This window comes from Streptomyces sp. NPDC046915 (assembly GCF_040644935.1).
In the GTDB taxonomy this organism is placed as follows: domain Bacteria; phylum Actinomycetota; class Actinomycetes; order Streptomycetales; family Streptomycetaceae; genus Streptomyces.
This window is the reverse complement of record NZ_JBEYXB010000033.1, coordinates 1-25,393: the sequence shown is the minus strand read 5'-3', so window position 1 is coordinate 25,393 and position 25,393 is coordinate 1. Positions and strand designations below refer to the sequence as shown.

Genomic DNA, 25,393 nt, shown 5'->3' with positions numbered 1-25,393 from the left:
GAATGAGGACGAGAGCGAGGCCCGGCCGACTGGCACTGACGGTCGGCATCATCCTGGCGCTCATGCTTCCGCTGCTGTCGACGACCGCGAGCCAGGCCGCCGCGGGCGAGTCGCTGAGCGTGCACCTGGCGTCGACGCGGGAACCGTCGACCGGCGTGGGGGAGGGGTTCCTCTACGGCATCACCCAGGACGGCAGCCAGCCGGCGGACCAGTTCATCCAGCCGCTGGGGATCAACGCCTTCCGCGGCGGCGGATGGTTCTCCGGCGGCTGGATCAGGGACGGCTACCAGTACGGCTCGGCCACCCGGGCCGACCTCGACTCGATCACCGCGCAGGCGAAACGGCTCACCCGGCCGCCCTATCACGCGCAGTACCAGGTGCTGGTGAGCGACATCTACGGCGCGAACGGCGGCCAGCCGTCGAACACGAGGTACCCGTGCGACAACGGGGACTGCTCCAACTGGGTCAGCTTCATCGACTCCACGGTGGGAGCGCTTCAGGCTTCGGGGCTCACGTTCGCCTACGACATCTGGAACGAGCCGGACATCTCCGCCTTCTGGACCCGGGGGGTGAACAGCACCCAGTACTTCCGGATGTGGGACACCGCCTACCGGGAGATCCGGCGCATCGCACCCGAGGCGCAGATCGTGGGGCCGTCACTCGCCTTCAATCCGCAGCACAATCCGGGTGAATGGCAGACCTGGCTCGCGCACGTGAAGGCGGCCGGGACGGTGCCGGACATGATCACCAACCACAACGAGGGCGACGTCGACGACCCGGTCACCGTCGCGCGGACGCTGAACAGCGACCTGACCGCGGCGGGCATCGGCCCGCTGCCGCTGTCCTCGAACGAGTACCAGCCGGCCGACCGGCAGACCGCCGGGGTGACAGCCTGGTACCTGGCGCGGTTCGCGCAGTCCGGGTACACCAACGCGATGCGCGGCAACTGGGTGTGCTGCATGACCCCGAACCTCACCGGAGTCCTCACCCAGAGCGGGGGCAGCTGGCAGCCGACCGGCAACTGGTGGGCGCTTCGGGACTACGCCGACATGGCCGGCACCCTCGTGGACACCTCCGGCCAGGTCGGCTCCACGGCGATCTCGGCCTCCGAAGACTCCGCCGCCAAGCGAGCGGTGGCGGTCATCGGCGACTCGAACGGGTACACCGGCGCCGCGTCCGTGACCTTCGACGGGCTGGCCTCCGTACCCTGGTTGGCGAGCGACGACGGCGTGCACGTCACCGTGCGCCGTATCCCGGACCAGGCGCCGCTCGGCGCCCCGCAGACGGTGTACGACCAGAACGTGAGCGCCTCGGGCGGGTCCATCACCGTGCCGATCACGTTCCAGGGCGCTCACGACGCCTTCTCCGTCTACCTGACACCTGCCTCATCCAGTGGCGGTGGCGGCGGCTTCCCGGACGGCGACCACCAACTCGTGATCGCCTCCGACAACCTGTGCCTGGACGTCTACGGCAACTCGAGCAGCACCGGCGCCGCGATCGACCAGTGGACCTGCAACGGGCAGGCCAACCAGAAGTTCCGGTTCGTGCCCGCCTCCGGCGGCTACGGCGAACTGCGGGCCCAGAACTCCGGCCTGGACGTGGCGGTGGCCGGCGGCTCCACGGCGGCGGGCACCCCGGACATCGTCCAGCAGGCCCCCGGCACCGCGGCGAGCGGCCTCTGGCTGCCGCTGCCGCAGTCCGACGGCTCCTACGCCTTCCAGAACAAGAACAGCGGCCTGTGCCTGGACGTCTACGGCGCCGGCAGCAACCTCGGCCAGCAACTGGACCAGTGGCAGTGCAAGAACACGCCCGCCAGCAACCAGGACTTCACTCCCCGCTGATCGACCTGCGAAAGGAACTCACCGTGTCAGCTTTCAGCCGGTTGTTCCGGCGCCTGCGCGCCTTGACGGCCGTGCTCGCGGGCCTCCTCCTGACCGCAGGCGGTCTCGTGGCCACGGCCGCCGCGCCGGCCCAGGCCGCCACCTCCATCACGATCAACGGCGCGTCCGGTGGCCGCACCTTCGACGGTGTCGGCGCGATCAGCGGCGGGGGCGGCAACAGCAGACTCCTGATCGACTATCCCGAGCCCCAGCGGGGCCAGATCCTGGACTACCTGTTCAAACCCGGCTACGGCGCCTCCCTGCAGATCCTCAAGGCGGAGGTCGGAGGTGACACCAACTCCACCTCGGGTGCCGAGCCCAGCCACCAGCACACCCGGTCCGACCTGAACTGCGACCGGGGCTACGAGTGGTGGCTGATGGAGCAGGCCAAGGCGCGCAACCCGGACATCAAGCTGTACGGGCTCGCCTGGGGGGCGCCCAGCTGGATCGGCGGCGGGAACTTCTGGTCCACCGACATGGTCAACTACCTGCTCTCCTGGCTGGGCTGCGCCAAGCAGCACGGGCTGAGCATCGGCTACCTCGGCGGGTGGAACGAGCGAGGCTACAACATCTCGTGGTACGAGCAGCTGCGCAGCGCGCTCAACAGCAACGGCTACGGCAACGTCAAGATCGTCGCGGCTGACTCCGACTGGAACGTGGCGAACGACGTCAACTCCAACCCGGCGTTCGCCGCCGCGGTGAGCGTCATCGGCACGCACTACCCCTGCGGCTACCGGTCGTCCCAGTCCAACTGCTCGGTGCCGTCGGCCGCCACGTCGTCCGGCAAGACGCTGTGGGCGAGCGAGAACGGCTCGGACGACTACAACGGGGGAGCGCAGGCCGTGGCCCGCGGCATCAACCGCGGATACATCGACGGCCGGATGACCGCGTACCTCAACTGGCCTGTGGTGGCCGCCATCACACCCAACATCCCGTACCCCACCATGGGGCTCGCCCTGGCCTCGCAGCCCTGGTCCGGCCACTACTCGATCGGCAAGAACGCCTGGGTGATGGCACAGACCAGCCAGTTCACCGCCCCGGGGTGGCACTACCTCGACGCCTCCAGCGGCTACATCGGCGGCAACCGGAACAACGGCAGCTACGTCGCACTGAAGTCCACGAACAACTCCGACTGGTCCACGGTCATCGAGACGATGGACGCCGGCGGCGCCCAGACGCTGGACTTCAACGTCACCGGTGGGCTGTCCACCAGGACCGTCCACGTCTGGTCGACCGACGTCCGCTCCGGCGACCCGGCCGACTACTTCGTGCACACCACGGACATCACCCCGTCCGGCAGCGGCTTCAGCCTCACCGTACAGCCCGGCCGCGTGTACACCCTGACCACCACGACCGGTCAGGGCAAGGGCACCGCCACCGGTCCCGCCCAGGGCAAGCTGGCGCTCCCGTACAGCGACTCCTTCGACAGCTACGCCACCGGCACCGAGGCCAAGTACCTCATGGACTGGCAGGGCGCCTTCGAGACGGTGGGCTGCGGCGGTGGCCGCGGCGGCAAGTGCGTGCGCCAGATGAGCCCGCAGAAGCCGATCACCTGGGACGCGCTGACCGATCCGCACGCCTTGCTCGGTGACACCAGCTGGGGCAACTACACCGTCTCCTCGGACGTCATGCTCGAACAGCCCGGATACGCCGAGTTGATCGGCCGTGCGGGCGGGCACGACTACGACCGCACCGGAGGGCTGAACGCCTACCACCTGCGGGTGAGCGACACCGGGGCCTGGTCGATCCTGAACTCGAACACCAACGGCAACGTCTCCACCCTGGCCCGCGGCACGACCGCCGCGCTGGGCACCAACCGGTGGCACACCCTGGCCCTCACCTTGTCGGGCACCACCATCACCGCCGTCGTCGACGGTGCCATGGTCGGTTCTGTGACCGACCGCACCTGGGCCGCCGGACAGATCGGCTACGCGACCAGCCAGGGCGAGACGGCGCAGTTCGACAACCTGTCCATCACTCCCGGCAGTGGCGGCAACGACGGCGGCACGACCGGCGCGATCGTCGGGGCCGGTTCCGGCCGGTGCCTGGACGTGCCGAACCAGTCGCAGACGGCCGGCACCCAGGTGGAGCTGTGGGACTGCAACGGCGGCAGCAACCAGCAGTGGACCAGCACCTCGGCCGGTGAGCTGCGGGTCTACGGCAGCGACTGCCTGGACGCCGCGGGCCAGGGCACCAGCCCCGGCACCAAGGTGGACATCTGGGGCTGCACCGGCGGCGCCAACCAGAAGTGGACGCTCCACGCCGACGGCACGATCACCGGTGACCAGTCCGGCCTGTGCCTGGACGCCACCGGCGCAGGAACGGCCAACGGCACCCTGCTGCAGCTGTGGACCTGCAACGGCAGCAGCAACCAGAAGTGGACACGCGACTGATCCGCTGACCGCCCGACGACCACCGACTCCCGCTCCACCCCGTGAATCCCCAGAGAGGCCCCCATGTCTTCCTCCTCCCTGCCGGTCAGCCGGCGCCGGCTGCTCGCGGCGGCCGGCGCGGCCACGGCCTTCGGTCTGCTGCGGTTCGCCCCCGAGGCCGCCGCCACCGACGGCCCCGGAAGCTACACCGCGAGCTGGTCCTCCGTGGACCAGCACCCCCCGGCCCCGACCTGGTTCCAGGACGCCAAGTTCGGCATCTACTACCACTGGGGCGTCTTCAGCGTTCCCGCGTTCGGCAACGAGTGGTACCCGCGCAACATGTACATCGGCGGCTCGGCCGAGAACAGGCACCACATCGACACCTACGGCGACCCCTCGGTCTGGCCGTACAACAACTTCATCGACGGTGGCCGGGACAAGGCCGGCAACCATGTGCAGTTCGCCCCCAGACTCGCCTCCCAGGGCGGCAACTTCGACCCGGAGGCCTGGGCGCGGCTGTTCAAGGCCGCGGGAGCGAGGTTCGCCGGCCCGGTCGCCGAACACCACGACGGCTTCTCCATGTGGAACAGCCGCGCCAACCCGTGGAACTCGGTCCAGCGCGGCCCCAAGCTCGATCTCGTGGGGCTGCACGCGCAGGCCATCCGCGGGCAGGGGCTGAAGTTCATCACTGCGCTGCACCACGCCTACCACTTCAACGGCTACTACGACCACGTGCCGAACCAGTCGGACCCGACGCTGCGCATCCTCTACGGCCAGCAGGGCTCGGCCGCGGAGAACAAGCTCTGGTACGACAAGCTGATCGAGATCGTCGACGGCTACCAGCCGGACCTGGTCTATCAGGACTTCGACCTGGGCCTGGTCCAGGAGTCCTACCGGCTCCAGTTCCTCGCGCACTACTACAACCAGGCCGTCTCGTGGAACAAAGACGTGGTCGCGACCTACAAGGACGGCTTCGACAACAAGGGCGAGGTCTACGACTTCGAGCGCGGCGGCCCGGCCGGGCTTCTCACCCCCTACTGGCTGACCGACGACAGCATCTCCTCCTCCAGCTGGTGCTACACGGTGGGCATCGGCTACTACTCGACGCAGGCACTGCTCCACTCGCTGATCGACCGGGTCAGCAAGGGCGGCAACATGCTGCTGAACATCGCCCCCATGGCCGACGGCACCATCCCCTCCGGTCAGCAGTCGATCCTGCTCGGGATGGGTGACTGGCTCGGCCGCTTCGGAGAGGCGATCTACGGCACCCGCTCCTGGGTCAGTTACGGCGAGGGCCCCACCAAGATGGGCGGCGGCTCGTTCAGCGGTCCGGTGGCCGGCAAACCGCAGGACGTCAGGTTCACCCGCAGCCAGGACAACAAGGTCCTCTACGCCACCGCGCTGGGCTGGCAGGGCGGCACCATGACCATCACGACGCTGAACTCGGGCCAGTTCAACCTCAGCAGCCTGACCGGCGCGCAGTTGCTGAACAACACCGCCGGCAGCTACACCGATCTGCCCGCACCGGTCCAGGACGCTTCCGGCCTGCACCTCACCATGCCCTCGTCCAACGCGCCGTTCAGCGCCCTGGCGTACACGGTCAAGCTCACGTTCTCCGGCCAGATCCCCCCGCTGGGCGCTCCGGGCGGCTCCACCACCTGGGTCAAGATCGCCAATGTGACCAGCGGACTCGTGCTCGACAGCGGGGGCAACGTCGCCTCCGGCGCCAACCTCAAGCAGTGGAACTACGACGGCAGCACCAACCTGCAGTGGCAGCTGATCGACCTCGGCAACGGCTACTACCGCATCATCAACCGCACCAACGGCATGGCCGCCGACAGCTGGGGCAACTCCGCCAACGGTGCTCCCGCCCGCCAGGAGGCGTGGAACGGCGGCAACAACCAGCAGTGGTCCCTCAACAACCTCGGTGGCAACCGCTACCAGATCGTCAACCGGGGCACCGGCACCGCCCTCGACGGCAGCGGCAGCACGACGGTCGGCTCGACGGCGGTGCTGTGGACGCCGAACTCCAGCACCAACAACGAATGGACCATCACCGGCGTGTGAACCGCCCCGGCGACAGAAGCTCCCCGCACGTCCCCCCACCATGGAAGAAGGAGTGCATGAAACCCAAACCACTCTTGATGTCGATCGCGGCCGCGTTACTTCTCGTCCTGTCGGCCGCGGGCACCTCGTTCAGCAGCAGCCCGGGCGCGCCCGCGTCGGCAAGGACCACCGGTGCCGTCCGGACGACCGCCGGCTGCGGCAAGGCCCCGGCGCTGACGAGCGGTAACCACACGATCCAGAGCGGCGCTCAGACCCGCAGTTACATACTGCGGGTCCCGGCCGGCTACGACAACAACCACCCCTACCGGCTGGTCTTCGGCTTCCACTGGCGGGGCGGCACGGCCAATGACGTCGACTCGGGCGGAACGGACGGGTACAACTGGTCCTACTACGGTCTGCGGCGCCTGGCGGACGCGAACAACAGCACGATCTTCGTCGCGCCCCAGGGCAACGGCAACGGCTGGGCGAACCCCGGCGGCCAGGACGTGGCCTTCGTCGACGCCATGGTCAGCCAGATCGAAGCAGGTCTGTGCGTCGACACCACCCAGTTGTTCTCCGCGGGCTTCAGCTACGGCGCCGCGATGTCCTACGCCCTGGCCTGCTCCCGGGCGACAGTCTTCCGCGCGGTCGCGGTCTACTCGGGTGCGAACCTCAGCGGGTGCAACGGCGGCAACCAGCCCATCGCCTACATGGGTCTGCACGGCCTCAGGGACAACGTGCTGCCCATCGCGTCGGGACGGCAGCTGCGTGACACCTTCGTCCGGACGAACGGCTGCACCCCGCAGAACCCGCCCGAGCCGGCCTACGGAAGCCTGACCCACATCATCACCACCTACTCCGGATGCCGGTCCGGCTACCCCGTCGTGTGGGCGGCGTTCGACGGAGCGGGCCACGACCCCGGGCCCATAGACGGTTCCACCGGTGACGGCTGGCGCACCTGGACATCGGCGGCGGTGTGGCAGTTCTTCACCCAGTTCGGCTCGGGCACGAACCCGCCCCCGCCTCCGCCCCCGCCCTCCGGCAATCAGGAGATCGTCGGCCAGCAGTCGGGGCGGTGCCTCGACATCAACAACTCCACCACGGCCAACGGCACGCAGGCACAACTGTGGGATTGCAACGGTGGCTCCAACCAACGGTGGACCTACAGCGCCGGAAAGCAGGTGGTTGTCTACGGCAACAAGTGCCTGGGCACCTCCGGCCAGGCAGGGGGCGGCACCCCGGTGGCGATCTGGGACTGTGGCGGACAGGCAGACCAGCAGTGGAACATCAATCCCGACGGCACGATCACAGCAGTGCAGTCGGGGCTCTGCCTGGACGCCGTCGGCCAGGGGACCGCGAACGGGACGAAAGTCCAGCTGTGGAGTTGCACGGGCGGTACGAACCAGCGCTGGCGATTGGAGAACTGACACACCGGGGCCAGGCACGGCATCGTGCGGGCCTGGCCCCGCGGTTCTCGATGCACGCCAAGCGGGATCCGTGGTAGGGCGGACGTTCCGTTGTACGGTCGGCTAGTCCGCCAGCCAGCCGGGGCTGACCATCCCGTACTCGTATGCGAGGACGACGACCTGGGATCTGTCTCTGGCTCCGAGTTTTGCCGTGATGCGGCTGACGTGCGTCTTTGCTGTCAGGGGGGAGACCACCAGGCGGGCCGCTATCTCGTCATTGGTGCATCCGGCGGCGACCAGTTGCATCACTTCGCGTTCACGGCCGGTAAGGACGTCCAGGCGTGTGTCCGGTTTCGATACGCGTGGCTGTCGCTGCGCGAACTCCGCGATGAGTCGCCGCGTGATGGACGGGCTGATCAGCGCATCTCCGCGTTTGGCCACCCGCACGGCGTGCAGGAGCTCTTCCGGTTCGGTGTCCTTGACCAGGAAGGCTGGGAGTGCGCGGATGATTCTGCCCCACCGCCACGGCGGGACGCAGCAGAGCAGCTGTGCCGAGACACACAGGACGCCTGCGCAGCTTTCGGGAACAGATGTCAGTCGTCCGAGTCCTGGCCGTGCTCGTACAGGGCGCGGGCTTCGGTCACCGCGCGCTGCCAGGTGCGCTCGTTGCCGCCGTGCTCGCGCGCCAGCTGCGCGGCGATGCCGCGCCGGTATCCGCCGGCCTGCCGGACTTCCTCGAGGGCGGTGGTGACGGTCTGGTCGCGCTTCAGGGGACGGGGTTGATGGTGACGTCGGTGTCCGGGCAGCCGGCGGCGGTGCGGATGAGTGTCCGCTGTCCGGCCGGGGGTCCCCCGACAGGCTCCACTCGAGGTCCTCGGCTGTCAGACCGAAGATTCCGTGGGCGGCGAACGCTTCGGCCAGTGCGTCGACCCTGACCTGGTCCGCCCCAGCCCGATCGCCGCGACCAGGTGCACCACACTCTTCGCGTGAATTTCTCTTGGGTGAGGCGTCCGACCTGCCCGCGCAGGACCTTGATCTCCTGACACAGCTGCCGAATCTCTTCCTGCTGACGGTCAAGGTCTGCGTTCATGCCGCGTACGAGATCACGGGCGTCGCCCAGACTCTTCTCCTGATCACGCACCCCCGCCCGCAGGCCGTCTCCTTCAGCCTCGGCAGTGTCCGCGCGCTGCCGTGCCCGTGCGAGCTCCTCGTTCAGTTCCCGCATCTGCTGCTCCAGGCCGGCCAGCTGTCGCGTGGTGTCCTGGCGCACTTTGTCAACCGATTCCTGTATGGCGGCGTTGCGGCTGGCCTGAGCGGCTCTTGCGCGGGCGCCGTGCTGGTGGTGCCGGAAACTGCGTGATCACCATCGGCCGCGCCTCACGGGCGATCCAGCTGTTCGTCCCGGGCCGGATGCTGGCGCGTTATCGCTAGCGACTTCCGCGATGTCGTTATAGCGTTGTGATCAGCAGTCGTGGTTCCGAAGTTCCGTTCGCCCGTGATCGCCGTCACGGGCGTTCTTGCTGTTCAGCGCCTCTCCGGACCAGGGCGATCACCTCCCGGGCGTGCAGGGTGCGTGCCCGGTATCCCTTCAAGGAGACAGTCATGGCCAAGGGCACAGTGAAGTGGTTCAACAGCGAGAAGGGCTTCGGCTTCATCGAGCAGGAGGGTGGCGGCCCCGACGTCTTCGCCCACTACTCCAACATCGCCAGCCAGGGTTACCGCGAGCTGCAGGAGGGCCAGAAGGTCGAGTTCGACGTCACGCAGGGCCAGAAGGGCCCGCAGGCGGAGAACATCCGCCCCGCCTGATCGCGCCTCGGTAAGGGCCCGGCATCCCGGCTTCGGGACGCCGGGCCTGACCGTCTGACCTTGGTGGTCAGCGGGCGGGAGCCGATCGGCGTCTCGCGTGGCCCCAATGAGCCATTGGCAGGACGAACAGTGCGCGGAACTTCTGCGGGTCAGCGAGCGGTCGGTGGAACGCTGGCGGTTGGCCTGGCGGGAGGGCCCTTGTAGGGGCAGAAGGTCTGGCCGACGACGGGGCGCAGCTGGGAAGCGGCCTGACATCCGCAAGCGCTGGGTCCTGCGGCAGGGCAACGAGCCGAGCGTGCGGGAGGTGGCCGACCAACTGGCCTTCGAGGTCGCCGACAGCCTCCAGCGAATCATCCCGACCGATGCCCTGGGGCTGACCATCCGCCACGCCGTCCTCGAGGATTTCGCCGCCTCGCTCCGCGTCCGCGAACGCCGGGGCGGTGAGCTCAAGGCCAACCTGACCCGGTGGGCGCAGCACCACCAGAAGCAGGACGATCCCCTGCCGTTGGACAGGTGCGTCGTCGACCTGGCCAGTCCCGAACTCGCCGGGGACCGGCTCCTCATCCTGTCGGTACCCCTGGCGAAGATGCTCGGCTGGTTTATCCAGCACTTCCCGACCTCGGCCCAGTTACGGAAGCGTTCGCAGATGGCAGGGTGGCGGGTCCGGTAAGGGCCTCGGGCCGCAGGATCGCGTCCAGTTGGTCCCTGGTGAGCAGGCCGGCTTCGGCGGCCAGTTCCTTGATGGGGCGGCCCGTGGCCAGGGACCGGCGCGCGAGGGTGGTGCTGGACGCGTAGCCGATGTGCGGGGCGAGCGCGGTGACCAGACCTATTGAGCCGTGGACGCTGTCGTGGAGGTGCTCACGGTTAGCGGTGATGCCGGGGACGCACCGGGTGGCCAGGGAGTCGCAGGCGGCGCGCAGATGGGTCAGGGAGCGCAGCAGGCTGTAGGCGATGACGGGTTCGAAGGCATTGAGCTGAAGCTGTCCGGCTTCGGCGGCCATCGTGACGGTCAGGTCGTTGCCGATGACCTCGAAGGCCACCTGGTTGACGACCTCGGGGATGACCGGGTTGACCTTTCCGGGCATGATCGACGAACCGTGCCTGCACGGGCGGAAGGTTGATCTCGCCGAGTCCGGCGGTGGGGCCGGACGAGGTCAGCCGCAGGTCGTTGCAGGTTTTCGAGAGTTTGACGGCGACGCGCTTGAGGACGCCGGAGAGCTGGACGAAGACGCCGCAGTCCTGGGTGGCCTCGATGAGGTCGTCCGCGGGCCGCACGGCTTCGCCGCTGATGTCTGCGAGGTAGGCGCAGGCGAGTTCGGCGTAGCGGGGATGGCCGTTGATGCCGGTACCGATGGCGGTGCCGCCGAGGTTTGACTCGAGCAGCAAGGAGGCGGCCTCCGTGAGGCGTTGGCGGTCCTCCTCGATCATGACGGCGTAGGCGGTGAACTCCTGCCCCAGCGTCATGGGGACGGCGTCCTGGAGTTGGGTGCGCCCCATCTTGAGGACATCGCGGAACTCCGCTGCCTTCACAGCGAACTCGGCTGCCAGCGCCTTCATCGATGCGTCGAGTCGGCGAAGTGAGGTGACCAGGGCCAGGCGTACGGCGGTGGGGTACACGTCGTTGGTGCTCTGGCCGAAGTTGACGTGGTCGAGGGGGTGGACCGCCTCGTAGAAGCCGCGGGGTCGGCCGAGGAGCTCGAGGGCCCGGTTGGCGATGACCTCATTGGCGTTCATGTTCGTGGAGGTGCCGGCCCCTCCCTGAACGGGGTCGACGACGAACTGCTCGTGCAGCTGTCCGGAGTGGATCTCCTCGCACGCGCCGATGATCGCTTCGGCGACGTCCGGGGGCAGCAGGCCGAGGTCACGGTTGGCCTGTGCGGCCGCCTGTTTGACCGTGGCCAGTGCGGCGATCAGGTCGGGGAACTGAGCGATGGTCGATCCGGTGATCGCGAAGTTCTCCACGGCCCGCACGGTGTGCACGCCGTAGTAGGCGTCGGCCGGGACCTCCTTGTCTCCCACCAGGTCGTGCTCCATGCGCGTCGTCTGCGCCATCTGCTGCTCCTCGTTCTTGCGGCACCCCTTGACAGGTCACCGCTTCCCCCTTCAGTGTTACCGGCCAACACGCAGAATGCAATATATTGCATATAGGAGGTCCCCATGAGCGGCACCCACCCCGGCCCCACCAGCACAGACACCCCGCCGCCCAGGCCCTCGGGGTTCTGGAGGCGATGTCTGAAGATGCCGATCGGAATCCAGTCGATCATCGCCGTCGGCCTCGGAGCTTTCATCGGATCCCTCGCCCCGGCCGCGGGCGAGCAGATGAAGATCCTCGGCGATGTCTTCCTGAACCTGGTGCAGGTCGTGGTCCTGCCCCTGGTCTTCCCGCTCATCGTGCTGGGCATCGCCCGCATGGAGTCGGTCAAGAAGGTCGGCCGGATCGCCGGCAAGGCGATCCTCTACTTCGAGCTCGTCACCACCGTCATCCTGCTGATCGCGGTTGGCCTGGCTAAGCTCACGGGCATCGGCAAGGGCGCCCCCGTCCACGGCGCCGACGCCAAGGACCTGGACGGGCTGAGCCAGGGCATCGACTTCCACGAGCTGGTCCTGGACGCCGTGCCGAAGAACATCTTCGCCGCGTTCGGCGAGGGCAACCTGCTCGGCGCGATCGTCTTCGCCCTCCTCGTGGGCATCGCCATGGCCGCGATCGGCGAGAAGTCCGAGCCCTTCGCGTCCGTGCTGGAGTCGGTCGCCGCGGTCATGTTCAAGGTCGTCGGTTACGTCATCAGGGTTGCGCCGCTGGGCGTGCTCGGCTTCATCTCCTACGACGTCGCCTACTACGGCTTCGGCAACCTGCGCAGCCTGCTGGGCTTCATCGCCGTGGTCTACGCGGGCCTGGCGATCGTCATCGGCGTGCTCTTCCCACTCATCGCCGCGGTCTACCGCATCCGCTACCTCGAACTGCTGAAGTCGATCGCCGGGCTGGCCGGGATCGCCTTCGTCACCCGTAGCTCCGAGTCGGTGCTGGCCCCGCTGATGGGCAAGCTCGAAGCCTTCGGCGTCAGTCGCTCGACGACCTCGTTCGTCGTCCCGCTCGGCTACTCCTTCAACACTGATGGATCCGTCCTGTATCAGGCGGCCGCGCTGGTCTTCCTCGCCAACGCCTACGGAGCCGACACCTCCTTGCCCGCCCTGCTCCTGATGGTCGGCGTGCTGGTGATCCTCTCCAAGGGCATGGCCGGCGTCGCCTCCGCCTCCATCGTCGTCCTCATCGCCGCCGGCAACTCCATCGGACTGCCCGCCGAGGGCATCGCCCTGCTCCTCGGCGTGGACTTCATCGTCGACATGGCCCGCACCGGCGTGAACGTCATCGGCAACTCGCTGGCCGCCGCCGTCGTCGACAGCTCAGAGAATCGGCGCGAAGCCAAGCATCACAGCCGGGACACCTCCCAAGCGCCGGCCACCTCGCTTCAGAAGGAACCCGCACAGTGACCACCTCCACCTCCGAGATCATCGGCATCCTGGGCGGTATGGGCCCGGCAGCCACTGCCGACTTCTACGCCAAGCTCGTCGCGACCACTCCTGGATCCAGCGACCAGGACCACCTCCGTACTGTCATCTGGTCCGACCCGACCATCCCCGATCGCACCGAGGCCCTGCTCGGCGACGGTCCCGACCCCACCCCCTGGCTTCTCGACGGCGGCCGCGTCCTGCGCGAGGCCGGTGCCACCGTCATCGCCATCCCCTGCAACACCGCTCACGCCTTCGTCCCCCGCATCGCCGACCACGTCGGCCTGCCCATCGTCCACATGATTGGCGAAGTTGCCCAGCACCTCAGCACTATGAGCCCGCGCATCCATACCGCCGGACTGCTCGCCACCACCGGTACCGTCCGCGCAGGCCTGTACCAGGAGTGGCTCGGCCGCTTCGGGACCAGACTCGTCCTGCCCGACGCCGACAGCCAGGAGCACGAGGTCATGACCGTCGTCCGAGCGGTGAAAGCCGGCGCCCGCGACGACGCGACGACCGCCCTTCTGGCCCGCGCCGCGCGGCGCCTGACCGAGCAGGGTGCACAGGCGGTGATCGCCGGCTGCACCGAGATCCCGCTCGGGCTTCCCACGCATGCCGTGGACGTGCCTCTCGTCGACCCGGCCCTCGTCCTGGCTCAGGCTCTGGTCCGCCGGGCCACCACCGGGAACACAGCCGTATGAGACCGCGGCGATGTATTGTACGCAATATGTCGCTTGACCACCCTGTCTCCCGCCGTCTCCTCAGTGACGAGGTGTTCCACCGCCTGCGTGACTCCATCGTGCGCGGTGAACTCGTACCCGGAGAGAAGGTCAGGGACGGTGAGCTTGCCGAGCGCCTCGGACTCAGTCGCACCCCGGTGCGCGAGGCGCTCGCCCGGCTCGCCGACATCGGCCTGGTCGAGGCCAAGCCCGGCGTCTACACCCGCATCACCACCCTCAACCGCCGCGACGTCGAAAAGACCCTCGCCGTCCTTCGCTCCCTCGACCAACTCGCCACCGAGACAGCCGTGCCGGTCATGACCGCACAGGACCTGGAGCGCATGCGCGAGGCCAACCGCGACTTCGAACAGGCTGTCGCCGCCAACGACACCACTGCGGCGCTTGCCGCCGACGACCGCTTCCACGCCGTCCCCATCGCGGCCGCAGACAACCCCGTACTCAGCCGGATCGTCGAACAGCTCCACCCGCAGATCCACCGCATCCTCTACCGCAAGTTCTCCACCCTCCTCGGCGGCCGCAACACCATCGAGCACCACGACGAACTCATCGACGTCTGCGCCAGCGGCGACGCACGCGCCGCCGCCGAACTCTCCGGACGGCACTGGTCCGAGCTCGGCGGCCACATCAACCAGCTCTTCGACACCAAGCAGTTCGACGAGGCAGCCGCCGGCTGACCTTCCGTCCCCGTCTGTGACGGCCAGGCTTCTTACGCAGCGCCCAAGGGGGTGCCGAAGCTGCGCAGCGATGGCCGGAAAGGGTTTCGATCGAACGCCCGGTGAGTACCGTTCCCAGCCTCAATGACTCTGATGCCGGGTCGGCTCCGAGGTCGGAGGGCGTGTCGCTGCCCAGCTTGCGAGGACCTTGAGCCCGTCTTCAGAGGGGGTGTGGGGCTCTGGACGACTGTCAGGGTGCGTACGGCCGCTGCTCGCGGCAGCGTGAGGCGGGGCATTCGGCCGGTCTTCATTCACGCCACTTGTCGCGATGGCGACCAGCCCCCGTTCACCGATCCGCCCGAAGTGCACCGGCTGGCTCAGTGGCCGGTACTCGTATCCGATCAACCCGTCTGGGATGCCAGTCTCCTTGAGCTCGACAGCGATCTGGGTGGGCACCTCGGGTGGGTCTCGACGGGGATCAGGACGAACTCGGGTTTCGGCAACTGCGGCAGGGGCTGGATCACGGGAGGATGCTCTCCCGACGGACTGCCCGGCAACACCCATAGGCCCGCGAAACGGGCGACTCATGCCGGGCGTCCGGTCCCGACATCGCGCATTCAAGTTCAGTAGCAGTCGAGGAGGCACGTCAACAAGTGTTCTGAACACTTCGATCAGGGCCATAGCCGCGCTGCTTGGTGTGGTTCTGGGCGGCTGGTTGTCGATCCGAAATCAAGATCGCTCATGGCGGCGTAACCATGCGCGCCAGTGGCGAGACATACGACCGAGTCAGTAGTACAGAGAAGGCCCAGCACGCTGCCGCCGATGGCCGGGAGCTCCCAGGACCGCTCAGCCATCGGGCCCATGAGCACGGCGGCGAACCCGCTCGGCGTCCGCCCGTCACACCGTACGGCCCGCTCCCGGCGGGGACACGACATGCGGATCGCGCTGTCGTCGTGCGTCTTCGCGGACGCAGCTCGACGAGCAGAGCCGCATGCAGCCCCGGCCAGACGCCGGGCCTCGGTCCAGTCTCGCAGAGGGTGCGCAGCAAGCCTCCGCTTCGCTGGAGCAGACCTGGAACTGAATTGAATAGCACCTGCCCAGCGCGGCTCGGTCGCCATGAGGACGCAGGAGTCCCGCGCGGCTGTCGCGGCGCCGGACACCTGCCGGACGGGGCCACGGGTTTCGGCTGGCGCGAGGGGCAAACAGCGATCAGGCGGACACATCCCCGCCGTACCGTGATCCTTGCGCCTGCGCCGCCTCACCCGCTGATGTGCCGTTGCAACAGCTCGACTGCAAGGTCATGGCCGTAGTGAAGGGCCAGGTCCATGGGCGTTTGCCCGTCACGCCCCGGGAGTTGCGGGTCAGCACCGAAGGCCAGGAGCACAGCGGTGGTATGCACAGTCAGCGGGCCGCCACTTTGCAAGGCGCCATCGCCTTCGACGTCAATGGCGTGCGTCAGGAGGGTTATATTGCCGCATATCTCATCGAGGTTGGCCTCCTTGGCCAGCAGCTGAGCCAGGGTCTCCCCCTCCCCGTTCTCCACCGCTTGATGGGCCGGCGTCCAGGTGTTCTCCACAGCGGCATTCAACCGTTGCTGCACCAGCCCGGCCAGCGCATTCCCCGTCCCTGATCGCCAATTGAGATGACTCGTTAAGACCGTGTCCTACGTGGTGAGGCGGACGTTGACCCGGTATGGGGGCGGGGAACGTGGAGTTGGATCGTGCCGGACGGACTGTGGGAAATCGCCGAGCCGCTGATTCCTGAGCAACGGGCACGGCCGCAGGGCGGCGGGACGGTCAATGCTCCTGATGATGCGCTGTTCGCGGCCATCATCTACGTGCTGGTCAGCGGCTGTGCCTGGCGGGCGCTGCCGCCCTGCTTCGGCGTTTCGAAGTCCACTGCCCATCGCCGGTTCCTGATCTGATCCAGAGCCGGAGCCTGGGGCCGCCTGCACGAAGCGGTCTTGCACCGACTGGACGCGCCGGCCTGATTGACGTGACCCGCGTCGTCCTGGACACCGCCCACGGCAGGGCGAAAAAAGGGGCGAACACACAGGTCCGAGCCCCGTTGACCGGGGCAAGCCGGGCTCCAAGATGCACGTCCTGTCGGACACGAACGGACTGCCCCTCCTCGTCGGCGTCTCGGCCGCCAACACCCACGACGGCGAAGGGCTGAAGCCCATGGTCGAGGGCCACCAAACGAGACACGACCCCACCGCGGCCGGTACTTCAAGCCCAGCGCCTGCATGCAGATAAGGCATACGACCGCCGGGACCTGCGGAAATGGTTACGCGGCAAGCGCATCGGAGTCCGGATCGCACGCAAAGGCATCGAGTCCAGCGAACGGTTCGGCCGCCGCAGGTGGATGATCGAGCGCACGATGTCGTGGCTGTCCGGCTACCGCAGACTCAGCCCCCGCTACGAGCGTCATCCCCGCAACTACCTGGCCTTTCTCGGGCTTGCCGCGGACATCTGCTGCTACAAGCGCTTCGTCCGCCTCACCACGTAGGACACGGTCTTTAGCCGCGCTGGGCGCCGCCTCGGCTCTGGGTCTGGCCGCTCGCGCGTCCGCCGTGCCGACGGCCATCGCCGGGCCCGTACGGCTCGAACTGCCCCGCCCCACCGGGCTGTGTCCGCTCGGCGTACGATGACGAGGCGGGTCTCGCCCACGTTCTCGGCACGGATGTCCGGTGCGCTCGGGCGGTTGGCGTTCGCCTCCAGGTCGACCTCGCCGCGCCGCAACTCGGGGGTGTCGATGCTCGATTCCGCGACGAATCGCAATCGCACGCCCGGCGCCTGTCCGCGCACGGCCGAGAGCAGTGTGGGGCCGCTCAAGGCGACCAGGGAATCGTGCCAACGGAGTGTGAAAGTGCGCTCCAACGTTGCCAGATCGAGTTCACGGCTCGGTGCCAGCACCCCCTGGACCTGGTGCAGCAGCTCGTGCACCTGTTCCCGGACGGCGATCGCATACGGCGTCGGGGTCATCGTGCGGCCGGTGCGCACCAGGATCTGATCCCCGGTCGTGCGCCGGATTCGGCCCAGACTCCGGCTCATCGCAGGGGCGGTGACGTGCAGGCGCGCGGCCGCCCCGGCCACACTTCCCTCCTCCAGCAGCGCGTCGAGCGCGGCGAGCAGGTTCAAATCCAGTTGCATGTGAGTAATCCTGGCCGTGCCTGACATGCATTTGTGGTTAATCATCGGGCTCTCTACCTTGGAGACGAGAGCGCAGGACTGAACGCACAGCTTGGCCCGACCCGCCTCATCACCCCTCCTCACACGGGAGTACCACCATGTCCGAAACGCTTCAGACCACTCACGTCGCCGCCTCCGACGCCGACCTGCTCGGCCAGACCGCGATCGCCGTGCGCGCGGCCGGTTCGGCGCTGCGCGAGCGCTTCGGCGAGGTGGTCCGCTACCAGAGCCGCGAAGAGCTGATGCGCGCGCTTGCCGCCAACGACGATACGGCCCTCGACATCCTGCGCCCCCGCCTCACGCGCCTGCGCCCGGACGCCGGCTGGGTGGAGGACGAGCTGGACGGCGGGGCGCTGCCGCCCGGCGAATGGTGGGTCGTGGATCCGGCCGAAGGCAACGTCAACCACCTGCACGCCCTGCCGGAGTGGGCGGTGACGGCCACCCTCGTGCGTGAGAACCAGCCGGTGCTCACTGCGGTCCACCTGCCGTTGACCGGCGAGACCTACACCGCGCTCACCGGCGCGGGCGCCTACCTCGACGGCCGGCCGCTGCACGTCTCCCAGACCGCGGACCTCGGCCTGAGCATCGTGGCCACCAGCCAGGCCCGGCCGGACGAGGACGAGAAGGTCGTGCGGCGCGTCGGCTCCTCGATCACCGCGATGCTCTTCGACGCGCTCGTCGTCCGCACCGCCGTGCCCGCGACCCTGCACCTGCTGAACGTGGCCGCCGGCCGGATCGACGCCTTCTGGCAGTTCGCCGGCGCCCGTGCGGATCTGCTGCCCGGGGCGCTGCTCGTCACCGAGGCCGGCGGACAGATCTCCGATGCCGAGGGCCGCCCTTGGACCCCGCAGAGTGAGAGCCTCCTGGCCGCCGCGCCCGGCGTCCACGCCGAGGCCGTCGCCACGCTGTCACGCTGAACGCGCACTACAACCTGCACGCACGGAAGGACCAGATCATCATGACCACGATCGCAGTTCTCGGAAACGGCCGCGTCGGCGGCAATCTGGCCACAGCCCTCACCCGGGCAGGGCATGAGGTGAGGGTGGCGGACCGCGCACCGGGCGCCGCCGCCGACGCTGCCCGGACAGCCCAGATCGTCATCAACGCCACCCCGGGCGCCGGCTCGCTGGACCGGCTCGTCGCCCTGCGCGAGGAACTGCGCGACAAGATCCTCGTCGACGTCTCCAACGCCACCGTCGACGGACCGGACGGACTGCCTGCCGACCTGATCTACCCCGGCTCAAGCCTCGCCGAGCAACTCCAGGAAGCGCTCCCCGAAACACGTGTCGTCAAGACACTCAACACCATGCTCTTCCCGGTGATGACCGCGCCGGCCATGCTCACCGAGGCGCCCGACGCCTTCCTCTCCGGCGAGTACCCGCAGGCCAAGCAGACCGTCCGCGAACTGCTCACCGACCTCGGCTGGCGAAAGGAGTGGATCACCGACCTCGGCGGGATCCAAACCGCCCGCGCCACAGAGGCCGCGATCCTCTTCGTCCCGCACGTCATCCGCTCCACCGGATTCACACCCTTCGCGATCTCAATCGCCCGCTGACCCGTACCCAGCGCACCGCCGGGGCACGGCATGGCGCAGACGAAGTTCGACAAGCAGGCGGAAGAGACCGCCGAATCCCTCGCGTTCGGTATCGGCCGGTTCCTCGCCGGGCGCTCCATGGACGGGGCGAAGCGGACCGACGCGACGTTCTGGTGCTCGGGTACCCGGGTCCTGCCGAAAGTCGAAGGCCGCGTGGGGCGTTCCGCCTACCGGGCCGGGTGGCAGCGCCTGGCCTTCCGGATCCCCAGGCTCGCAGCGGCGGGGGAGGGCGCCTACCTGGTCGGCAGGCACCCGGACATCAGCTGGCAGATGGCCCAGGATCTGTGGGAGAACCGGGACCAGGCCCTCGCCGCGCTGGAGACCGGCGGCATCGGCGCGGCCTCCGCGTTGACCGTCGGCGGTGTCACGTACGGGCTGGTGACCCGCAAGCGCCGGGAGCTGATGCGTGAGTGGGTCTTCCCGCTGCATGAGGCGCTCGCGCTGCCGCTCAGGCTGCCGGAGCAGACCGACCCGCGCCGCTACCTTCACATCCCGAAGAACTTCTCCGACGACGCTGCGGAGATACGCGTCGACGTGCCGGGGCGCCTGGACTTCTCCAAGGACCTGATCGCCGACCTCATCACGCACAAGCTCGCACTGGAGGGCGTGACGTTCTCATGGCACGTGGCCGGCCGCGAGACATACGTGGTGGTGAAGAAGACCCGCAAGCTCCCGGCGAAGGCCCTGCTGAAGGACCCTGAGATCCGGGAGATGATGGCCAAGGCCAAGGAGTCCGCACCCGTCATCGGCGTCGGATCCGGCGGCAAGGCGGTCTCCGTCGACCTGGACGCCGACTCCCCGCACATCCTGATCTCCGCAGGCACCGGCGGCGGCAAGTCGACCATCCTGCGCACCATCACCTGCCAGTCTGGCGTCACGTTCTTGATCTTGCCCGGGCAGAGGGCGCTTCTGGGAGTCGTGCTGCGTCGGGGGTTCGGCGCGCGCGGAGGCCGACGTCGGAGCGCGGGGTTCGCCGAGGAACCTCCAGTTGGCGCTGCCGAATCGTCAGGGCCGGACGGGGAGGTTGGCCTCCCATCCGTCGAGGAGTCGTTCGAGTCCCAGTTGGAAACCGCGCTCGGCGCTGTCGGCCGCGTGGGGAAGTTCGGCATCACGAATGACCCGGGCGAGGAGTGGATGGCGCCCGGCCCTGACGACTTTGTCGAGGTAGGGCGCGTGGGCGTCCATCCATTCCTGGACGCCGACTCCGGAGCGTCGGACGGCTTCCTGCTGGGCGAGCTCGCCGATGGCGTAGCCGCGGACGAAGGCCTGCAGCGTGTCGACGACGGTGATCATGACGTCGATATCGAAGCCGAGGGGATCGAGGGCGGCGAGTGCGTGTTCGATGGCATCGAGGGAGTTCGGTCCGAGTGATGGGCGCCCTGCCGCGAGGGAGGTCATCCAGGGATGTCGGTGGATGGTGGCCCGGGAGCGATAGGCCAGTGTCCGCAAGTCGCCGCGCCAGTCGCCGGTGGGGGCAGGCGGGCCGCCGTCTTCGGCCGCTACGGCGTCGAGCATGAGGTTGAGCAGGTCGTCTTTGGATGCCAGGTAGCGGTAGAGCGAGGCTGTGCCCGTTCCCAGTTCCTTGGCGACGCGCCGCATGGACAGTGCCTCGATGCCCTCGGCGTCAGCGATCGCGATGGCGGCGGCGGTGATCTCCGCCCGCGTGCGTGACGGGGCGGGGCCTTTCGCGGCCCGCTCCGGCCGGTTCCAGACCACCGTGTGAGCGTCGTCCATCGGGTTGCCCTCCTCACTACTGCGTTCACTGTTCGCAGTAGTGCTATCGTAAGCGCCAGTACTGCGAACACTGTATCCGGGTGGAACGTGTCCGGTCGAAAGGGAAACCACCATGACCACTCCCGTCACGATCATCGGCGCCGGGCTCGGCGGCCTGACCCTCGCCCGGGTCCTGCACCTGCACGGCATCCCCGCGACCATCTATGAAGCCGAGACGTCGGCGGACGCCCGCACGCAGGGCGGCCAGCTCGACATCCACGAGTACAACGGGCAGCTCGCCCTCGAAGCGGCCGGCCTCACCGACGAGTTCCGCGCGATCATCCACGAAGGCGGCGAGGCCGTGCGCGTGCTCGACCAGCACGGCGCGGTTCTGCTCGACCAGCCCGACGACGGCACAGGCGGGCGCCCCGAGGTGCTCCGCGGAGACCTGCGTCGGATCCTGCTCAACTCGCTGCCCGGCGAGATGATCCAGTGGGGACACAAGGTCACCAGTGTCCGCCCCCTCGGAGACGGAAGGCACGAGCTGACGTTCGCCGACGGGCCGACCGTGACGACCGGCCTCCTCGTCGGCGCGGACGGCGCCTGGTCGAGGGTCCGGCCGCTGCTCTCCGACGCGAAGCCCGAGTACGTCGGAACGTCGTTCATCGAGACCTACCTGTACGACGCCGACCAGCGTCACCCCGCAGCGGCCAAGGCCGCCGGCGACGGTTCCCTGTTCGCCGTCACAGCAGGCAAGGGGATCCTTGGCCACCGAGAGGCCGACGCCGTTCTTCACACCTACATCGCGCTCAACAAGCCGCAGGACTGGATCGCCGCCATTGTCGCCAGTCCCGAAACGGCGGCGGCCCAGGTCGCGGCAGAATTCGCCGGATGGGCGCCTGAACTCACCGCACTCATCACTGACGGGGAAACAGCCCTCGCCCCGCGCCCGATCAGCGCCCTGCCGATCGGCCACCGCTGGGACCGCGTTCCCGGCGTGACGCTGCTGGGCGACGCCGCCCACCTCATGTCACCGTTCGCCGGGGAGGGCGCCAACCTCGCCATGTTCGACGGCGCCGAACTCGGCAAAGCCATCGCCGCACATCCCGACGACATCGATGCCGCCCTTACGGAGTACGAGCAGGCCCTTTTTCCCCGCAGTGCCCAGTTCGCCGCCGAATCCGACAAGAATCACCGGCTGGTCTTCGGCGACAATGCCCCCGCCAGCCTGCTCGACCTGCTCATCGGCCAGGAGTCGACCGAGTGAACGAGATCGCCGGAGGGGAGAGGGAGTTGAAGAGCCAAAGTCAGTAGTCTGCTTACGCCGGGCGACAGGCGTCGGTGACGTAGGCCGCCGGGCCGTGCTCGTCGAAGGCAGGATCGCCTGCGAATAGGTCACCAAAGTCGGTCACGCCGCAGAAGGTGCCGTCTGCGGTGAGAACGTCGGCCGGATGCAGGTCGCCATGGAGCCACAGTGCCGGGCCCTTCCCGTCGGGCGCGGCGGCAGCGTCTTCCCAGACCGCGCGGGCGGCGTCCGGTTTGGGGATTAGTGCTCGCCCTCGTCGGCGTACTTCCAGAACACCGGGCCGTTCTTCGACCAACCGCCCTGGGCGCGCGTATTTCCGTGAGCACTGTCGGCAGATTACGAGCACTGTCCGAGCAAACGGAGCTGTACGTACAGGTCGCCCGGGTCTCCTCCATGGAGGCCGGCCTGGCCTTGCCCGGTCAGGCGGATGCGTGTGCCGTCCTGGACGCCTGGCGGGATCCTGACGGAGAGGGTGCGTCGGGTGCGTACTCGGCCCTGGCCGGTGCACCTGTCGCAGGCAGTGGAGGTGACTGTGCCGCTGCCGTCGCAGGTCTCGCACCGTATGGCCGTGTCGAAGCTGATCTTCTTGATGGTGCCGGACCGGGCCTTCGCGGAGTCGATGTCCGTATGGATCAGCAGATCCTGGCCTCGACGGTCTTCAGGTGCGGGCGCAACGTTCCGCCACGCCAGCCGGTCTCGCAGTCTGGCGTGGCGGAACTGGTAGACGGACCCTACCTGCCGCAGGACGCCGCGCCGGTGGGCGTCGGCGAGGAAGGCCTCCAGGCGCCAGGGCAGCAGCCCGCGGACGGCGAACAGCGACCGTGCCAGCAGGTAGTCGGCCCACGGCGACTGGGTGAGCGCGGCCGGCACGGTGAAGGCCGCGGCCAGCGCCGCGAGTCGGAAGGCCGGAGCCGCTGCGGTCGGGTCAGCAGCCGACATGGTGGTGAGGGCCGGTTCGGTGATGAAGAAGATGATCAGCACAGCCAGTCCGGTGACCGTGACCAGCGTCCGCCGTCGGCTGAGGGTGAGCGAGCGGTGCGGGGTACTGGCCTCGTCGCGGTCAACCCGGCTTCCCGCCGTGACCATGAGCCAGGCCAACAGCAGCAGGGCGAGCACGGCCGCGGCCAGCCCTCCCAGCAGGAGGAGGATCTGCAGCACAAGACTGCTGTTCGGCCCGGCTAACGCTGTGGCGGTCAGCCCGACGAACAGCACCATGACCCAGCCCACCGGAAGGACCGTGAGGCGTAGCAGCAGCCCGAGATGGGGCCGGAACTGAACCTTTCCCCGAGCGAGACCGTCCGGGACCCGCATGGTGAAGCTGAGGAACAGGCACCCCACGTAGAGGAAGAACACCGGGCCGCCCATGTCGTCGTCCAGGGTGAAATCCGGTCCATCGAGAATGGGCACCACCATCCACACGATTACCAATGCCAGCAGGCCCAGCGCCCTTCGCTCGCGCCAGTGCTTCGGCCGGCAGCGCAGTTCCCACCAGGAGATGTCCTCGCCGTTCAGGTCGGTGATGTGGCGGGCCAGGGTGGTCAGCCAGCGGTTGGCTGCGTCCGCGCGCCAGTGGCGCGGCGGGCGTCTGCCCCTGGGCGGGGGCGGTGCCGGGCCGTCCGGGTACAGCGCGGGAACGAGCGCGTCCAGGAGATGGCGTTCGACCGCCGTGGCGTTGGGGAACCTTGCCGGGTCGGTGAGTCCGGCGGGTCGAGTGTCAGGCTCCTGGTAAGCGACGCGGGCCAGCCAGAGCGTCAGTGGCATGGACAGACACCGGGCCAGGCTGCCGTGCGGGCGCCGGGCAAGGTCGTCCAGCACCGGCTGCCAGCGTGCCGCGTGCTGCGGGGTGGCGCTGCTGCGCAGATATTCGGTGGCTGCCTCGGCGGACAGGGGGTCGGCCCGTACGACCGCCGCCGACCGCAGTACGGAAGCAGCGCGGGCTGCTTTCGCGTAGGCGCTCGTGCGGCAGGTGAGGATGAGGGAACCACCCGCTGCCAGGGCCTCGTTGAGGCTTTTGAGGGCCAGGGGCGCGTGGTCGGGCGGCAGTTCGTCAAGGCCGTCCAGCACGGGCAGGATCCGCTGGTCGCGGATGAGGTCCCGCGCCGTGTCGGCCGTCAGTTGCGGGTAGTCGCGGAGCAGACGGTGCTCGAGCCAGGTGTGCAAGTGCTCCTCGCCTGGACGCCACGACGCGATCGGCATCAGAACGGGCACGGCGTCCCCGACGCGCATCCCCTGCAGCAGTTCGATCACCAGCAGTACGGCCAGTGTCGTCTTGCCGGCTCCCGCCTCGCCCAGGACCACCAGGCGACGCTGCCGCAGCGCGAGGAATGCCTTGGTGAACGCGCCCGGGTCGGCGCCGCTTCCCTCGGCGCTGTCTCCGATCAGATGAGGGTGATCCCCGAATTCCGTATCCCGCACGGCCCGCCAAGGGACCGGGATCGGCACCGGGTCGAACAGGCCACGCATACGGGCTTCTTCACGCCACTGCGCCAGCACCGTACGGGCGAGGTCGCGCGCCGAGGCCTCCTGCGGATCGTCGATGACGAGCTGGAAGTAGTTGTTCTGGACACCGCCGGCCCCCAAGTTGATGGCGGTCGGACCATAGAAGGTGTTGCCGAACACCCATCCCTGCGCGGGGCCGCCGGACTCCGACGCGGTCACGCCCCTGGCCCGAAGTGGTTGTCCTGTCGGTTGCGGTCCCCGACCTGTATCGCGGCAGGCCCGTGAAAGACGTTCCCCTCCATCCGCGCGCCGCTGCCGGCGGCATTGCGCGCCTCAGCCACCAGGGCGCGCAGCTCGGCAGCCGCCTCCTCGCCCGCCAACTCGTCCAGGTCCTCCAACAGCATCTCGAACCGGCTGCGCCACCCCTCCGCCTGCACCTGGCGCACTCGATCCGCCTCGTCCCCGACAGCGGAAACCAAGGCGGCCGCAGTCACGTCCAGCCGCTCCAACTGGGCCCGTTCGCGCTGCAGGTCGCCTCGGCCCAACAGCCGGGCCACCCGCTGCCGTATCCCCGCCCACGCATCCGTACCCGCGGCTTGTGCCACCGCGGTACCCCCCGCGGCGGCGAGCGCCGTCAAGGCCTCCGTCAGCATCCCCGTCCACTCCCCTCGTCTGCGCTCCCTCGACCGTACCGCCAGTGACGGCGCTCCACAGCACCGTTGAGTGGCAAGGGGGGGTGC

Annotated in this window: 18 protein-coding genes and 5 pseudogenes; 14 read left to right on the top strand and 9 right to left on the bottom strand. The window is 68.6% G+C overall.

Going from position 1 to position 25,393, the window contains the following annotated elements:
* The first annotated feature begins 2 nt into the window (after nucleotides 1-2).
* The 4 genes from ABZ915_RS44705 (at nucleotide 3) to ABZ915_RS44690 (ending at nucleotide 7,725) form a co-directional block, all read left to right on the top strand.
* Nucleotides 3-1,841: an RICIN domain-containing protein gene (locus ABZ915_RS44705; protein ID WP_361815918.1), complete on the top strand. Its 1,839-nt coding sequence runs from the start codon at nucleotides 3-5 to the stop codon at nucleotides 1,839-1,841.
* A 23-nt stretch (nucleotides 1,842-1,864) separates the two neighbouring features.
* Nucleotides 1,865-4,273, top strand: a complete 2,409-nt coding sequence (locus ABZ915_RS44700) for a ricin-type beta-trefoil lectin domain protein (protein ID WP_361815915.1) — start codon at nucleotides 1,865-1,867, stop codon at nucleotides 4,271-4,273.
* 63 nt (nucleotides 4,274-4,336) lie between these two features.
* The gene (locus ABZ915_RS44695) at nucleotides 4,337-6,319 is read left to right on the top strand and encodes an alpha-L-fucosidase (RefSeq protein WP_361815913.1); all 1,983 of its coding nucleotides are present in this window, start codon (nucleotides 4,337-4,339) and stop codon (nucleotides 6,317-6,319) included.
* A 77-nt stretch (nucleotides 6,320-6,396) separates the two neighbouring features.
* Nucleotides 6,397-7,725: a ricin-type beta-trefoil lectin domain protein gene (locus tag ABZ915_RS44690; RefSeq protein WP_361816040.1), complete on the top strand. Its 1,329-nt coding sequence runs from the start codon at nucleotides 6,397-6,399 to the stop codon at nucleotides 7,723-7,725.
* A gap of 102 nt (nucleotides 7,726-7,827) precedes the next feature.
* Here the strand turns inward: ABZ915_RS44690 and ABZ915_RS44685 are convergent.
* A pseudogene (locus tag ABZ915_RS44685) lies at nucleotides 7,828-8,193 on the bottom strand (response regulator transcription factor); the annotation flags it as partial.
* A gap of 508 nt (nucleotides 8,194-8,701) precedes the next feature.
* Between ABZ915_RS44685 and ABZ915_RS44680 the strand changes: the two are divergent.
* The 3 genes from ABZ915_RS44680 (at nucleotide 8,702) to ABZ915_RS44670 (ending at nucleotide 10,180) form a co-directional block, all read left to right on the top strand.
* Nucleotides 8,702-9,064, top strand: a complete 363-nt coding sequence (locus ABZ915_RS44680) for a hypothetical protein (RefSeq protein ID WP_361816050.1) — start codon at nucleotides 8,702-8,704, stop codon at nucleotides 9,062-9,064.
* A gap of 242 nt (nucleotides 9,065-9,306) precedes the next feature.
* Complete coding sequence (locus tag ABZ915_RS44675; protein ID WP_014670069.1) at nucleotides 9,307-9,510, top strand: cold-shock protein; 204 nt, start codon at nucleotides 9,307-9,309, stop codon at nucleotides 9,508-9,510.
* Between the two features lie 304 nt (nucleotides 9,511-9,814).
* Nucleotides 9,815-10,180, top strand: a complete 366-nt coding sequence (locus tag ABZ915_RS44670) for a hypothetical protein (protein ID WP_361815910.1) — start codon at nucleotides 9,815-9,817, stop codon at nucleotides 10,178-10,180.
* On the opposite strand, the pseudogene ABZ915_RS44665 reads toward ABZ915_RS44670, so the two are convergent.
* A pseudogene (locus ABZ915_RS44665) lies at nucleotides 10,110-11,562 on the bottom strand (aspartate ammonia-lyase). The gene ABZ915_RS44670 and the pseudogene ABZ915_RS44665 overlap by 71 nt on opposite strands.
* 105 nt (nucleotides 11,563-11,667) lie before the next feature.
* On the opposite strand from ABZ915_RS44665, the gene ABZ915_RS44660 reads away from it, so the two are divergent.
* Genes ABZ915_RS44660 through ABZ915_RS44650 form a run of 3 tightly spaced genes read left to right on the top strand, consistent with a single transcriptional unit; the run spans nucleotide 11,668 to nucleotide 14,431 of the window.
* Nucleotides 11,668-12,999 (top strand): dicarboxylate/amino acid:cation symporter, encoded by a 1,332-nt coding sequence (locus tag ABZ915_RS44660; RefSeq protein ID WP_361815907.1) that lies wholly within the window; start codon nucleotides 11,668-11,670, stop codon nucleotides 12,997-12,999.
* Nucleotides 12,996-13,718 carry an amino acid racemase gene (locus ABZ915_RS44655; protein WP_361815904.1) on the top strand — a complete coding sequence of 241 codons (723 nt, stop codon included), beginning with the start codon at nucleotides 12,996-12,998 and terminating at the stop codon, nucleotides 13,716-13,718. The genes ABZ915_RS44660 and ABZ915_RS44655 overlap by 4 nt, the downstream gene beginning before the upstream one ends.
* Nucleotides 13,719-13,744: 26 nt before the next feature.
* Nucleotides 13,745-14,431, top strand: coding sequence for a GntR family transcriptional regulator (locus ABZ915_RS44650; RefSeq protein ID WP_361815902.1), 687 nt, complete (start codon nucleotides 13,745-13,747; stop codon nucleotides 14,429-14,431).
* 1,237 nt (nucleotides 14,432-15,668) lie between these two features.
* On the opposite strand, the gene ABZ915_RS44645 is transcribed toward ABZ915_RS44650, so the two are convergent.
* Complete coding sequence (locus ABZ915_RS44645; protein ID WP_361815899.1) at nucleotides 15,669-15,986, bottom strand: ankyrin repeat domain-containing protein; 318 nt, start codon at nucleotides 15,984-15,986, stop codon at nucleotides 15,669-15,671.
* 141 nt (nucleotides 15,987-16,127) lie between these two features.
* Between ABZ915_RS44645 and ABZ915_RS44640 the strand changes: the two are divergent.
* A pseudogene (locus ABZ915_RS44640) lies at nucleotides 16,128-16,918 on the top strand (IS5 family transposase).
* 134 nt (nucleotides 16,919-17,052) lie between these two features.
* Here ABZ915_RS44640 and ABZ915_RS44635 read toward each other — a convergent pair.
* Nucleotides 17,053-17,562: pseudogene (locus ABZ915_RS44635) on the bottom strand (LysR family transcriptional regulator); the annotation flags it as partial.
* A 137-nt stretch (nucleotides 17,563-17,699) separates the two neighbouring features.
* On the opposite strand from ABZ915_RS44635, the gene ABZ915_RS44630 reads away from it, so the two are divergent.
* Nucleotides 17,700-18,518 (top strand): 3'(2'),5'-bisphosphate nucleotidase CysQ, encoded by an 819-nt coding sequence (locus ABZ915_RS44630; RefSeq protein ID WP_361815896.1) that lies wholly within the window; start codon nucleotides 17,700-17,702, stop codon nucleotides 18,516-18,518.
* A 41-nt stretch (nucleotides 18,519-18,559) separates the two neighbouring features.
* Nucleotides 18,560-19,156, top strand: a complete 597-nt coding sequence (locus ABZ915_RS44625) for an NAD(P)-binding domain-containing protein (RefSeq protein ID WP_361815893.1) — start codon at nucleotides 18,560-18,562, stop codon at nucleotides 19,154-19,156.
* A gap of 524 nt (nucleotides 19,157-19,680) precedes the next feature.
* On the opposite strand, the gene ABZ915_RS44620 is transcribed toward ABZ915_RS44625, so the two are convergent.
* On the bottom strand, nucleotides 19,681-20,073 hold the full coding sequence (locus ABZ915_RS44620; protein WP_361815890.1) for a hypothetical protein: 393 nt from the start codon (nucleotides 20,071-20,073) through the stop codon (nucleotides 19,681-19,683).
* 127 nt (nucleotides 20,074-20,200) lie between these two features.
* Complete coding sequence (locus ABZ915_RS44615) at nucleotides 20,201-20,794, bottom strand: TetR/AcrR family transcriptional regulator C-terminal domain-containing protein (RefSeq protein WP_361816037.1); 594 nt, start codon at nucleotides 20,792-20,794, stop codon at nucleotides 20,201-20,203.
* Between the two features lie 247 nt (nucleotides 20,795-21,041).
* On the opposite strand from ABZ915_RS44615, the gene ABZ915_RS44610 reads away from it, so the two are divergent.
* Nucleotides 21,042-22,175: an NAD(P)/FAD-dependent oxidoreductase gene (locus tag ABZ915_RS44610; RefSeq protein WP_361815887.1), complete on the top strand. Its 1,134-nt coding sequence runs from the start codon at nucleotides 21,042-21,044 to the stop codon at nucleotides 22,173-22,175.
* 100 nt (nucleotides 22,176-22,275) lie between these two features.
* Here ABZ915_RS44610 and ABZ915_RS44605 read toward each other — a convergent pair.
* The 3 genes and pseudogenes from ABZ915_RS44605 to ABZ915_RS44595 all read right to left on the bottom strand — a co-directional run.
* Nucleotides 22,276-22,458: pseudogene (locus ABZ915_RS44605) on the bottom strand (phosphotransferase); the annotation flags it as partial.
* 92 nt (nucleotides 22,459-22,550) lie between these two features.
* A complete protein-coding gene (locus tag ABZ915_RS44600; protein WP_361815884.1) occupies nucleotides 22,551-24,872 on the bottom strand; it encodes an NACHT domain-containing protein in 2,322 nt (773 codons plus the stop codon).
* Nucleotides 24,869-25,306, bottom strand: a complete 438-nt coding sequence (locus tag ABZ915_RS44595; protein ID WP_361815881.1) for a hypothetical protein — start codon at nucleotides 25,304-25,306, stop codon at nucleotides 24,869-24,871. Before ABZ915_RS44595 ends, ABZ915_RS44600 begins: the two co-directional genes overlap by 4 nt.
* Between the last annotated feature and the right edge of the window lie 87 nt (nucleotides 25,307-25,393).